The organism is Dyella nitratireducens (assembly GCF_014642835.1).
Lineage (GTDB): Bacteria > Pseudomonadota > Gammaproteobacteria > Xanthomonadales > Rhodanobacteraceae > Dyella_B > Dyella_B nitratireducens.
Map to the genome: position 1 here is coordinate 212200 of NZ_BMJA01000002.1, position 13559 is coordinate 225758.

General features: G+C 59.3%; 7 protein-coding genes. 3 read left to right on the forward strand and 4 right to left on the reverse strand.

Annotation, left to right across the window (positions count from 1 at the left end):
* Positions 1-179: 179 nt before the first annotated feature.
* From IEX75_RS12030 to fusA, 4 genes are all read right to left on the reverse strand, one after another.
* Complete coding sequence (locus IEX75_RS12030; RefSeq protein ID WP_229720799.1) at positions 180-599, reverse strand: allene oxide cyclase barrel-like domain-containing protein; 420 nt, start codon at positions 597-599, stop codon at positions 180-182.
* 107 nt (positions 600-706) lie between these two features.
* Positions 707-4507 carry a membrane-targeted effector domain-containing toxin gene (locus tag IEX75_RS12035; RefSeq protein ID WP_188794564.1) on the reverse strand — a complete coding sequence of 1267 codons (3801 nt, stop codon included), beginning with the start codon at positions 4505-4507 and terminating at the stop codon, positions 707-709.
* A gap of 122 nt (positions 4508-4629) precedes the next feature.
* Positions 4630-5133 (reverse strand): GreA/GreB family elongation factor, encoded by a 504-nt coding sequence (locus IEX75_RS12040; protein ID WP_188794565.1) that lies wholly within the window; start codon positions 5131-5133, stop codon positions 4630-4632.
* Between the two features lie 90 nt (positions 5134-5223).
* A complete protein-coding gene (gene fusA / locus IEX75_RS12045) occupies positions 5224-7263 on the reverse strand; it encodes an elongation factor G (protein ID WP_188794566.1) in 2040 nt (679 codons plus the stop codon).
* A 419-nt stretch (positions 7264-7682) separates the two neighbouring features.
* On the opposite strand from fusA, the gene IEX75_RS12050 reads away from it, so the two are divergent.
* The 3 genes from IEX75_RS12050 (at position 7683) to IEX75_RS12060 (ending at position 13544) form a co-directional block, all read left to right on the forward strand.
* Positions 7683-8543, forward strand: a complete 861-nt coding sequence (locus IEX75_RS12050) for a hypothetical protein (protein WP_188794567.1) — start codon at positions 7683-7685, stop codon at positions 8541-8543.
* Between the two features lie 555 nt (positions 8544-9098).
* Positions 9099-11396: a S53 family peptidase gene (locus tag IEX75_RS12055; RefSeq protein WP_188794568.1), complete on the forward strand. Its 2298-nt coding sequence runs from the start codon at positions 9099-9101 to the stop codon at positions 11394-11396.
* 204 nt (positions 11397-11600) lie between these two features.
* Complete coding sequence (locus IEX75_RS12060) at positions 11601-13544, forward strand: hypothetical protein (RefSeq protein ID WP_188794569.1); 1944 nt, start codon at positions 11601-11603, stop codon at positions 13542-13544.
* Positions 13545-13559 lie beyond the last annotated feature (15 nt).

The following is a 13559-nucleotide window of genomic DNA, read 5'->3' on the forward strand; positions in this document are numbered from 1 at the left end:
TTTTTCGCGACCCACGACATTTTGGCAGCTCAAGCGGCTCACATGCTGGGATTTCATCCCAGCCTACATGCTTTGCAATATGACTTCGTGCCAGGGTTTCGATCAGATCGATAAGTCAACTTGGAACCGCCTTTTGGGCGCCGCTTCTTTTGTCGTACCGTTTTGTACCATCTCAGCGGTCATTCGCTATGGCGGCGATATAGGGTTAGCGTCTGAGTGAAAGTACCATCGGCGTTCGGTTCGGAAGTCATTTCACCGGTATAGCCAATGTACTTTCCCGTAGCGCCAATGACGGCAACTACGGATCTGCCTACTTCTTGCTCCTGCCCAGCGACGACTATCGTGCCGCCGTCCATCAGCAGCGTCCATTGGCATTGGCTATGGACACCTGGCAGCGTGTTGATGCAGTAGCCGCTGTTGCTGCCGATGTCCCTTCGGTGCTCATCCATTAATGGCTGATCAAAGACAAATAGATCACCCAACGAGGGGCCAGGTGGTCCGATATCGACCGTGCTTTTATGGCCGCGAGTACTGTCGGCGAGTGTGACTATGACTAGAGGCTTGGAACCGTTGGCTTGTGCATTCAGGGTCAAGGACATGGTCATCCATACAGCGCAAAGGCGGCGAAGCGAAGCAGTCATCTTTCTAGACTCCAGCGAGTTGTCAGGCAGTAAATGCCTCGTTGCCAACGACGAGGCCAAATCGATCATGCGGGTACCGGACGGCGCCCTACTGCAACATCGTCGATATTCAGGTCGATCCGAAAATCTCCATTTCCTGCGCGGATGAAGGTCTGCGAGCCTGGTCCAGGGGTGCTTACGGAGGTGGGCACACCCTTCGGAGCAGGATGAATCTCGACGCCGATCCCTCCCAAAATTTCCGACAGCCCTGGCACGGCAGTTCTTCCGCTTGTTTTCATATGCGCTTGCCCGACTAGTGCCACCCATTTTCCTGGATTTGCTTGCTGATCCAGCAAGATTGTTGTTTTTGCCCAGTAATTCATTCTTTTTAATCTATTTGCGACACTGCTTGTGATGCTGCCACTGTCAGTGAATGTATGGTTGTCTATGCCAATAACCCGGATGCCAAGCTCTTCTGCCTTTTCATATAGATTTCCCATGGTGTATGGCCACCCATATCGTTTTCTATCCCATTCAATGTCCACGGCAAGCCTCTGTTTTTTTGTTTTCCATTTTGTTATCCATTGGCCATCGAATCCCTCTACATAAAGAGTGGTTACGCCATTTCTTTTGAAGTTAACAAGGTTGTCGTAAAGGAATTTAATTGAGGAAACGTTGGTGTGCGTTTCACCAAGCACAAGCCCCCAGCTCTCTCTGTACACGGCCCTGATGAGATCTGTAATAGTTGCGTTTGGCCCGAGTGAAGGCATGGTGGGCCGAGCTGGGTAGGTGCTGGTGGGTATATTGTCGTAGAAATCCTTATAAAGCTCTTTGAATGCAATCTGCTTTTCTTTGAGCGTTGGCGCGGCATTATATTTAGCCAATAAAGCAACCTGATTTCCTTGCTGAGGCGCTGAAACTACGGCGCCTACCCCGCCAGAGCTAGCGCCGGCCGCGGGCTGATTTCCGCCTGCCGCTACAATCCTGATGACCTTGGGCTGCCACACCTCTTTGCCATTGCGGAGCTCAGGCTTGGCGATGATGCCAGCGCTGACGAGCTGCCCCTCATGGTTGGGATCGATGGCACGCAGCAGGTAGTGGCCACCCGGCTGGTCAGGGACTTTCGGGGCCAGATAACTTTGGCGGTGTCCTGGCAGGTTCACGATATTCATGCGATGGTCCGCAGCGATCTCGTGCAGCGCGCTGTGCCCGATTGCGCGCTTCGGAATGGAGATGCTCATGGATGCTATCGGGCGTTGGGCGCCTTTTTGCACGATACGGGCAAAGTTCGGCAGCTCATTCAAGCTCGCGATGGCTTTGTACGGATCAAGCAAGCGTCGCAAGCCCTTCAACGCGGCGCGGGCTGGCGCCACGATGTCTGTCGCCGAGGTGGCGATGTCCATGGCGAGGAGAAGTAGATCGACTGACGTCTCCGCATCCAGCTGCTGATTGGATTTGGACAAGGTTTGCGTATCGGCAAGCTGCCGCCTTACGTGAGCTTCGTAAAGCGTATCTTCGAGTTTGCGGAACGAGGTGGCCTGCGTGCTGCCGCGGTCGAATATGTCGTAGCCTTTTTTGAATTGTTGATCCAAAAAGGGCTTCATGTTTTCCGATACACGATTTTTAAAATAGGTCTGCCAATCCTCTTCCTTGAATCGGCGGTCCCTTTTCAGATCGTCCATGCCTTTCAGGTAAGCCTTGAACTCTATGCCATCCGGCGCGTTGAGCGTGCACAGAAGCATGGGGTCGTTGGATTTGGCGTTCTTCTTGGCAATCAGCAGCGGCCCTTCCACGCTGGCACCCGTCCGGCCACCTTGGCTCTTGCCGATGCGCAAGTAGAAAACCTGAAGGGGCTCGCCGGGCTTGCCGAGGCTGTCGGGGTGGTCCAGCAGGGCCATGACTTGGCCGTAGCCGCTCTCGTCCAAAGCACCGCTGAGCCGTGCCTCTTTCGCGGCGACACGCATTTGCGCCGCGTAGCTATCCTTCCAGGCTTGACGCAGTTCGTTACTATCGCTGGACAGCATGCGTTGCCTGATCAGGTCCTGATGGCCCTGACCGACGTCCAAATCGCGCGCCAAGCTGCGCAAGTCGTTTTGCAGCAGGGTGATCAGTTCCCCATTCTTGCCTATGAAGCTGGCACGCCACTGGGGATTCCACTTGGGGTTGGCAATGAGATCCGACTTGGTCTTGACGTTATTCAGTACGAATTGGGTCAAGGAAACAGGCTTATTGGGCACTCGCGTGCGGTTGAAGGCATAGGATCGTACCTGGATGGCGTCCGGATCGATGTCCGCACCGGGATACTCCGCCTGCAAGTTGTCCTTGATGCGTTGGACGGCATAGTCATGCAGCGTAGGGACTTGCTCTTGCATGGCGTCATGGAGCGCTTCAGCCTTGCTCTTCGCATCCCGTTCCAGGCGGTCCAACTCTGCTCGATCCAGTTCGCTGGCACTCTTCCACCACGCGGATCGCTTGTGTTCGATCCAGGCAGCATTCCGCCGGGCGTCCATCTGATGGACATCGAACGCGGCGGTTAACGGTTCAGAGAGATTCCGGCCGATCATATCCAGCTCGTTCGGATCGGTCATGCCCTTTTCCGTGGCGTCCTTGAACGCGTAGGCGGTATCGCTCTTGTGACGCTCCAGTTGCGTTTTGACGCTGTAGTTGAAGACATTTTCGTCAAGCGGAGTGAGACCAAAATGGAGTCCATCCAGGTGGGAGGGCAGCTTGGCGGCGTCTTCGTCTGATAGTGCGCTCAACAGCGCTTGGCGATCCTGCTTGAAGATATGGTCTTGAAAGTCCTGGAGCGAATCGAAGGTTTGAATACCGCGGGTGCGCGAATAAAACACGCCTGCCGTCTTGTCGGATACGGGGTTGTTATCTGTGATCAAGAAAGTCCCGGGGATGGTCAGGCCAGGGTACGGCGTGCTGTTCGTGATGACCGATACGCCATACACCGCCGGTGTGGTGGCTAGCTTGCGTTCCTCGGCGCTCGGATTCGGATGGGCGATGACGCGATCGATCAATGCCTTGTGCTCTGGTTTCAAGGTGCCATCGATCGTGCGAAGGTCGGCTTCCGCTTTAAACTGGTCGGCGTAGATGGTGCTCAAGGTATCTTTAGGGATGATGTAAAGCGGAAGCCCCGATACAAGCGTGGCCGGTTTATTGAAGTAGTCGTCGGTACTGTTCTGCAGCGCGCTGGCGGGATCACGGGCCAGCTTGTCGAGCCGGTTTTTGAAGTCTGCAGGGGTGATACCGCTTAAGGCGGAGCCCGCATCCACGACGTTCGGCTGAGTGAAAAGACCATAGCTGTTCTCAACGTTGTTCAAAAAGGACGGTGCCTGGCCTGTCTTGAGGGCTTCTGACAGCACGTCGGTCAGCTTGTGGGAAGCGAGCCAGGTGCGCTTCAACGTGGCCGTGCCGCCGTAGTCATTGAATGAACCTATGTAGTTTTCCGAGTACTCATTGACATACACATGGCTCAAGTCCAGCGGCGGTATGGCGGCCGGAAACAGTGTCGTGGACACGGCCTGCAAGAAGCTTGGACGTCGGTCGATGAGGTCCAGGGCGTACTGGGAATTGGCGGCCAAACTCTCGTTGAGTTCTTTTTCCTTGGCCGACGTAGTGGTATCGGTGGCTTGCGACTTGGGAATGGTCGTCGAATCACTGATTGCCGCACGGGCGGTACGCGTAGTGTTCGTGGGCGCCTCAGCAGGGGCGATGCCCGACGGCGTTCGCACATAGCCGGGGGCGGTAGACGAAAAGGGCTGCGGTTGTGGCTGGGGCGAATAAGGCTTATCGATTTCTTTGCTGGCGGCTTCCGGTGGAGATGCGTGGGCGGTAGGCGTCAGCCCATCGGATAGCGGTGGGATGGAATGCGTTGACACAGGGGCGCCCTCCATAGGGGGAGACGACTCCTATATCGCCTAAAAAGCGCGCTGACGTGTGGTAACCGTGTTTGATCCGCACGTTAGCCATCTCGCTCTGCGATCTGACATGGTTTGCGAGGTCAGGGTTGGACGTAGTCAATCTGCAACACCTCAATCATCATGTCCCCCGCCGGCCGCTGCCAGCGCACTTCATCGCCCACCCGCGCACCGAGCAACGCTGTCGCCAATGGCGACACGTAACTCACCAGGCCATGCTCCGCATCGGCTTCATCCTCGCCAACGATCTGCCAGCGCTGCTCGCCTTCGTCGCTATCCACCGTAACGGTGGCGCCGAAGGCTACGCGATCGTGCGGTTGCTTCGATAGATCCACTTCCGTGGCGCTTGAGACGCGTGCATGGAGATAGCGCAGCTCCCGCTCCAAGGCGGTCAGTTCGCTGCGTTCGGCGAGTGCATCCTGGTCATTTGCCTTCAAGGCGTCGTGACGTGCGGCGGCTTTGTCCAGGCGTTCGCGCAAGCGGGCGAGGCCGCGCGGCGTCACGTAGTTGTGATGCGTGCTGATCGGCAGTTCGGGCAATACCTCGGGGGTATCGTCATCATTGTCTTTGACGAAGGCTCGGCTCATTGCGGCCCTCCTTTGTAGTCGTTGAATGCAAAGAGCAAAGCCGGGCGGCTGCGGCGTCGCCCGGCTCGTTCGGTGAAGGGGTAGGCGACGTCAGTCTTCGTCCAGTTTGGGCTTCCAGGCTTCGCTGAGCTGGCGCTGGATGGGTGGCGGTACCGGTTCGTAATGGCTGAGGTCGAGGCTGTAGCGGCCGCGGCCGCCGGTCATGGCTTTGAGTTCGGTGGGGTAGTCGGTGAGTTCGGCCAAGGGCGCTTGCGCCTTGATCACAATTTCGCCGTCGCGTTTGGCATCGGTACCCATGATGCGCGCGCGCTTGCCGGCCAGTCCGCCGGTGACGTCGCCCACGCTGGGTTCGGGAATGGCCACTTCAACATCCACGATCGGCTCCAATACCAACGGCCGCGCTTTGCTGACCGCATCGAGAAACGCTTTCTTGCCTGCAGCGATGAAGGCTACTTCCTTCGAGTCGACGGGATGGTATTTGCCGTCGTAAACGGTCACACGCAAATCCTGCAGCGGATAGCCGGCCACTGCTCCGTTTTCCATCGCCTGGCGCACGCCTTTCTCGATCGCGGGCAGATATTGCCCGGGAATCACGCCGCCCTTGACCGCGTCGACAAACTCGAAGCCGGCACCGCGGCCGAGCGGATCGACGCGCAGAAATACTTCGCCAAATTGTCCGGCGCCGCCGGTTTGTTTTTTGTGACGATGATGTCCTTCGGCGGAGTTGGAAATGGTTTCGCGGTAGGCGATGCGCGGCGGATGCGTGACCACTTCCACGCCGTAGCGGTCTTTCATACGCTCCAGCATGATCTTCAGGTGTAGGTCGGAAAGTCCGCGGATCACCGTTTCGTTAAGCTCTTTGTGATGTTCCACGCGGAAGCACGGATCTTCCTCGGATAGCCGTAACAGCGCCTGGGAGAGTTTCTGTTCCTGGCCCTTGTGCTTGGGCTCGAGCGCCAGGCCGAACATGGGTTGCGGGAACTGCACAGGCTCAAGGTGAATCAGGTCTTCGTCGTGCGAGTCATGCAGCACGGCGTCGAAATGAATGTCTTCCACCTTGGCTACGGCGGCGATGTCACCCGGTATGGCTTGCTCTATTTCCACGTGAGACTTGCCATTCAGGCGGAACAGGTGGCCAACCTTGAAAGCTTTGCGGTTGTCGTCGATGAACAACTGGCTATCGCGGCGAATCGCACCCTGCCAGACGCGAAAAACGCCCAACTTGCCGACGAAGGGGTCGTTCACCACCTTGAACACGTCGGCGATCACGTGCGCGCTCGAATCGGGCTCCACCGCGAGCTGCAGGTTCTGTGCATTGCGGAAGGGTGGGGGATTGGCCTCGGCCGGGTTGGGCAGTAAGCGGTCGAAGATGTCCAGTAGCTCGTTGACGCCCGCGCCACTGCGTGCGCTGACGAAACAAATGGGTACCAGGTGGCCTTCGCGCAGACATTGTTCGAAGGCATCGTGTACTTGCTGTGGTGTGAGCGCCTCTTCACCGGCGTCGAGATAGGCGCCCATGGTGGTTTCGTTGATCTCCACCACCTGGTCGAGAATCTGCTGATGCGCTTCGGCCAATGAGGAGAAATCGGTGGTGCCGTCGCGATGGAAAAAACAGTCCATCACCGTGCTGCCGTTGTCAGTCGGCAAGTTCACGGGCAGGCACTCGCTGCCGAACTCTTCGCGCAGCGCATTGACCAGGGCAGGGAGGCCCGCGTTCTCGGCATCGATCTTGTTGACCACGACAAGGCGCGCCAAGCCGCGCTCGCGTGCGCGTTCCATCATTCGGCGCGTGCCGTGCTCGATGCCGTTGGCGGCGTTCACCACGACGGCGACGGTTTCTACCGCGGCGAAGGCGGAGAGCGTGCCACCGCGGAAATCCGGGTAGCCGGCGGTGTCGATCAGGTTGATGTGGCAGGCGTTGCGGTCGATGCCGGCAACGCAGCTGTCGATGGAGTGGGTACGTGCTTTTTCCTGTGGATCCGTGTCGGACTGGGTGGTGCCGCGCTCTACCGATCCCTGGGTCTGGATGACGCCTCCGGCATGCAGCAAGGCTTCGAACAAGGTGGTCTTGCCCACGCCGGCATGACCGGCGAGTGCGACGTTGCGGATATGTTCCGTGTGGTAGGACACGATGCGACCCTCCTATGCAATGGCCGCGTGGCGGCCAGATAGTGGCGGGCCGTCATGGTCGTCCTTCGCGTACAGGACGCAGGGGCGGTCATGGCGGGGTGGCAGCAACGCCTGCGGGGCTGTGGCTGCGTTGGGTTAGCCTTCTCTCATTGGCGGGGATGGTCAAGTTGCAGTGCGAAGACAGCCTCGCGGCGGCCCGCCTACAACCGTTAATCTCGTGTGATTGCTGGCGGAACCGTATGGCCAGGCGATGGTCTGTGAGGCATCTCCTACCCACGGCGACCACATGGTGCAGCCGGCAAACACACTGAGGACGCTTTATCGACCGCCCCGATGAGGTCGAGCACCATCGCTGGTTTCCGCCGCCGGATGACGACCGGCACCGAGGACTGGCGCAGCTCGACGGCCCCACCCGCGCCATGCTGCATCAATTGCGCTGGCGCAAACCGCCGCCTGATCGCCGCCGCTTATGGGGGACGCTGGCGATCACGCTGTTGTTGCACGTCTTTTTTGTCGTGGCGGTGTGGTACGAGATGAAGCCGAACGTGCGAGCGCCGGAAGTGGTGCAGGTGCAGCTCGATCAGGGTATCCAGGTACGTTTCATTGTGCGCAGCGCGGCAAAACCGCAGGCTGCACCGCCACCGATCGCACCGCCACCACCGCCGCCGCGTCCCGCACGCGAAGCGGTATCGAAAAATGCGATGACGGTGCAACTGCCGGCATCTCCGGCGCCGCAGCCCGCGCCTGCAACATCCGCGCCGCGTCCGGTGCTGTTCGATCGCACCGGACGGATCGTGCTGCCGGCCCACGCATCCAGCGCGACGACGGCACCGGCGGCGGAGTACGTGCAGCCTGCGCCGCAGGGCGACGCACGAATCATGCGCGATCAAGACATGATCAAGTACAAACCCACCAAGCTTGATCCGTATTGGCGCAAGAGCGGCAATGCCATCGACGATGCCCTGCAGAAGGCCGTCGAAAAAACCACGGTAAAGAAAACCATCCAACTGCCGGGTGGTATTCGTATTCATTGCGGCATGTCGCTGGCTGCGCTTGCCGGTGGATGCGGCGGCGATCCGCCACCGCCGCCGCCGCCCACCGATGGCGACGAGCGCTTGAACATGGCGCCGGCACCGCTGGTTAAGGGAAGGTCTACGCCAAAGCCGGACGTAGCCACGTGCATCGCCGATTATCGAGCGGGCATACCTTTGCCTTATGGCTGTCCGGTGGATACGCCCACGCGAGCCGTCGATACGGAGAAGAAGAAAACGGGGACGTAGGTTAGCGGGCAAACTCCAGCATTGCCGTCTCAATAACGATCATGATGTTGGGGTTTGCATCCCCGCCTACGAGCTTTCGCAAATTTCCCTGGGCCGTAGTGGGAGGGTAGGGGAATTTCCCAAGTGCGCGTCTTTTAAATAAGTGCCATTCGTTTTTGACCCATTTTCCATCATGCATTCTTCACATCATGGGTTTTTGTATCGTCAAATTTTTACTGGATTGTACATTTAGACGTCCAAATTTAGACGTCTAAAAAACTTCCATTTGCGCGCAAGAAGTTTAGTTACTTGTAGCACTAGACGCCCAAACAATTCTGGGAGCACTATCGGGCTCCCCGGCCTCTGACCGGGGATTTTGTGGGATCTCAAGCAAGTCTTCGCGCCCGCGGCCTGTGGCTGCGTCGGGCTCGTGCGGCGGTGCGATGACTAAATCCATTTTTATATAGATAGAGAGGTGACCACGACGCATACATCGATGAGGTGACAGATACATCACAGGGGGCTCGCTTTCTTTTTTCATCTACTTTTTTCATCTACTTTTTATGGAGAAAAAACGTGAAAACCGAGCATGTGATGATCAGTGTCGCGATTGCGGCAGCGCTTGCTACGCTGCCTTCATTGGTTTTGGCTTCTTCTTCAAGTGCCGCGTTGGCGGGTATCAACACCGCCGAAGCGCCGCGCGTAACACAAACGGTCGATAACCGGGTCGTTTCCGCCCTGAGCAATACCCATCTGTCGCTGCTGGACAAGGTGACTCCCACCAGCGCCGTGGCTGATGCCACACCGATGAACCATATGCAATTGGTTCTGCAACGCAGTGCATTGCGCACGACTGCGTTGAATCAGCTGATCGCCACGCAGCACGATCCTTCCTCATCCAAATTTCATCAATGGGTAACGCCTGCCGAGTTCGGAAAGGCTTTCGGCGTGTCTGATGCGGATATCAGCGCTGTCACGGCCTGGCTGACTTCGCAAGGCTTCAAGGTCAACGGTGTGCTCCCGAACAGGACGCAGATCGATTTCAGCGGTACTGCCGGACAGGTACGGCAGGCTTTCCACACGCAAGAGAGCCATTACGTCGTCAACCAGAAGAGCCATATTGCCAACACGGGCGATATCAGCATTCCAACGGCATTGCGCAGCGTGGTGGTGGGTGTGGCGGGCTTGAACGATTTCCGGCCGCAGCCCTTGCACCAGCAGCCGCAGATCGCGCAGTTCAATGGCGCTAGCCAGCGCTTCAAGATTCAGCAGTCGGCCAAGACCGCCAGTGTCAGTGGTGGTCCGAAACCGATGGTGAATTTCGAGGGCGGCCAACGCGGCTTCGTTCCCTATGACATGCAGACGATCTACAACACCGCTCCCTTGTACGTTCAAGGCTTGACTGGCAAGGGCATCACGATCGCATTGGTGGAAGACCAGGACATGGATGTATCGGACTGGCCGAACTTCGTCAGCCAGTTTGGCCTGGGCGGCTACGGCGGCACCTTCACGCAGTTCCAGCCGTTGCTATCGCCGGATACCGGCAATTGCACCGATCCGGGTGGCAATAATCCCGACGGCGAAAGCATTGAGACCGTGCTTGATTCGGAATACTCCACCGCGATGGCGCCGGGTGCATCGATCTGGGTGGCAACGTGCAGCGACACCGGCAGCAACAATTTCTTCGGTGGCGTGTTCACCGCGGCAAGCAATTTGATCAATGGCGCATCGCGTCCCAACATCATCAGCGCCAGCTATGGCTACGGTGAAGGCTTTACCGATGCGGCCAGCAAGACGGCTATCGACCTGATGTGGGCCCAGGCGGATGCGGAAGGCATCTCGGTTTTCGTATCGAGCGGCGATTCCGGTTCCAACCCGAGCTTCAATGGCTCGATCATCAACGGCGTGCCGGCCATTGATGCCAACTCCTTTGGTTCGTCGGCCAACAACACGGCCGTCGGCGGTTCGGATACGGCGGATGTGCTCGATGGCACGAGCAGCAAGTACTTCAACACGACCTTGAATGCAGTGTATGGATCGGCCAAGTCGTATGTGCCGGAAATCACCTGGAACCAATCGTGCGGCAACACCCGCGCTGCCAAGGATCTGATCAACGCCTCGGGTTTGCAGTTCTGCAAGAACGCGCTGATCTATGATCCCAACGGCGATTACGTCACCTCCGAAAGCGGCAGCGGTGGCGCGTCTTCGGTCGTTGCAAAGCCGTCGTGGCAGCGGGTGGTGCGCGGCGCGGCCAAAGACCAGTCGCGTGACTTGCCGGATGTTTCGTTGTTCGCCGGTTCCTATGGCGGTTATTCGTGGGTGATCCTGTGCACCGGCGCCTATCCGTGCACGGCGAACTTCGCCTCGCCGGTGGTTCTGGAAGGCGGTACCTCGCTGTCGTCGCCGATGTTCGCCGGCATCCAGGCGCTGATCGACCAGGGCTTGTCCAGCGCGGGCGGATCGGTGGATCAAGGCAATGCCGCACCGACGCTGTATGAGCTGGCACGCAACGAGTACGGTGGCACGACCGGCTCGGCGCCGTCGACACTTGCTGCCTGCAATGCCAACAACGGTACCAAGGGCACCAGCAAGTGCGTGTTCTACAACATCACCGACGGCGGCAACTCCACGCAGTGCATTGAGCTGCTAAGTGAAAACGAAGTCACGCCCGACTGCTACTTCTACGGCACGATCAACAATTTCGAAGGATTCTTCGGGCCGGTAAAAGTCGGCCTGACCTCGTCCAATGCCACGAAGTACAACAGCACCACGGCGGCTTACGCGGCACAAGCCGGCTGGAGTTTCGCCAATGGCCTGGGCTCGGTGAATGCCACCAACTTGCTGTCGGCGTGGAAGTCGTTCAACGGTCTGTGATCGCTGTAGCAGGCCTCATTGAGCATGGTTTGTCCGACCCCTGGTGGCTGACGCCACCAGGGGTTTTTGATGAACAAGTAAAAGGCAGGGACGCAGTGTGGGTTCGATGGCGCGAGCTCAAGAAATTCCGCTCGTCCCATTACACTGGCGCCCATGCCGCCATCGTTTCCTGATCATCCCGAGTCCACACCGTCCAAGGTCATCATGGTCAAGTCACCGCGTGATGCGGCGACCTGGGCGGTCGTTTACCGGCGGCGCACGCGCGAGAAGCCGCGCGACTATTTGTTGAAGCTGACTGGTGCGATCGGTGCGCTGCTGGTGCATTTGCTCGTGCTGCTTGGATCCATTTTCGGTTCGCCTTACGAACTGCCGCCGCCACCGCCCGAACCCAAGGGCAATATGCTGTTTGTGCGCCTGATTCCGAACAAACCGCCACCGCCGCCACCACCGCCGGTACGCGGTGTGCCACCCAAGGAGCATGGCCCCACCCATCGCGGTAACACTTCGCAGGTGGTGCATGCCACGCATGAGATGTCTACCGCCGCGCCGGTGGCCGCGGTGACGCAGCCGCCGGTGCCCGCACCGAAGCAGCCTCCGGTGGCAGCGCAGGTCAAGCAGCCCGCGGCCGAAAAAGCGCAGCAGCAACCGGCCGCGCCGTTGCCGCCGATCACGCTGCCGAAACCGTCGCCGCAGCAGATCGAGCAACCCACGCCGACCGGTCTGCCGCCACCGCCGCTGACGTTGCAGGCCGTGCAAGTGCCGCAGCCGGTGCCACCACAATTCCAGCCGGAGCCAGCACGCAAGCCGCAACCGGAAGGCACGCAGCCGATGCCGCCATTGCCGTCGCTGGCGCTGCCCACGCAGCCGGCGCAATCGGCACCGACCATTACAGCGCCGCAAATGGCGGTCGAAAATCCTTCGCTCGCGCCGTCGCCCATGCCGAGCGTGGCACCGGTTCAACCCAGCCCTCCATCCGCGGCGCCGCCCGCACCGGCGCTACAGCCGATACCCATGCCGGCGCAAGAAGCGCCGACGGTGAATTTGCAGGCATCGGCTACCCCGTTGGCGACACCCAATGTTCAGCGCACGGCGCCGCAGCAGCTTGGGCCGGTAGTGCGTCCACAAGAGCAGCCGACACTCGCGCCGGTGCCGGTGACGCCGGTTGCTGCCGCGCCAACGCCTAACGTGACGCCTTCCGCACCGGCCTTGAATATCGAAGCGCCCAAGCTGGCGGTGCCGGAAGTGTCGCTGCGTCCGCAGTTGAGTCCAGCACCTGCTCCCACACCCACTACGACGCAGAGCGAGACGAAGCCGTCGACGTCGCCCAGCAGCGAAAAGGAAACCGCCGCGACGTCTTCACCCACACCAAGCCCATCGCCAGCGAACGCACCGGCGAACGAAGGCAATGCCAGCACCAGTACCGCGCCCAACGCAACGCCACAAGGGAGTGAAACCGCCAATCCGGGCCAGCCGAACGGCGTGGCGCAGTCGCCGAACGAAAACAACGGCACGCAGGGGACGCAACCATCGTCTTCCACCGGCAACGGCAACAACACGGCGGGTGAGCAGGGTGGTGGTACCCCCGGCACGCCGAACGGTACTTACATCCAGCTCAAGCCGCGCGGCGATACGGAGATCATGTCGCACAACACGAACTTGCCGGGCTACAAACGGACGCGTTTCGACCAGTACTGGACGCCCGAAGGCGAGAGTTCCGTTGATACCGCCTTGCGCCATGCGGTCGAAAAAACCACGGTCAAACACACCTTCAACTTGCCGCAAGGCGTGCGCATCGAGTGCCAGGTCATGCCGTTGTTGCCGTCGTCATTGTTCGGCTGCCACAACCCCGATCCGCCGGCCAAGCCGTTGGACCAGAAAATCTACGATCGACTGAACCTGCCGACACAGAATGCGTCGGTACCCAAGACGGACGTGGCGACGGCGGCAAGCGCACCAGCACCTACCGCACCGGTGGTATTGGACAACAGTGCAGAATGCGCGGCAGCGCGCGTCAGCGGCGGACCGATGCCGCCGAATTGCCCGCCGGATACGTCAACGCCGGTGAAGCCGTTGCAGCCGATCAAGCCGGTGGGTGCGCTGCCGTCCAAGTCAGGCTCATGGGTGCCGGCCAGCGATCAATTTCATTAGCACGAGGAATCGTGT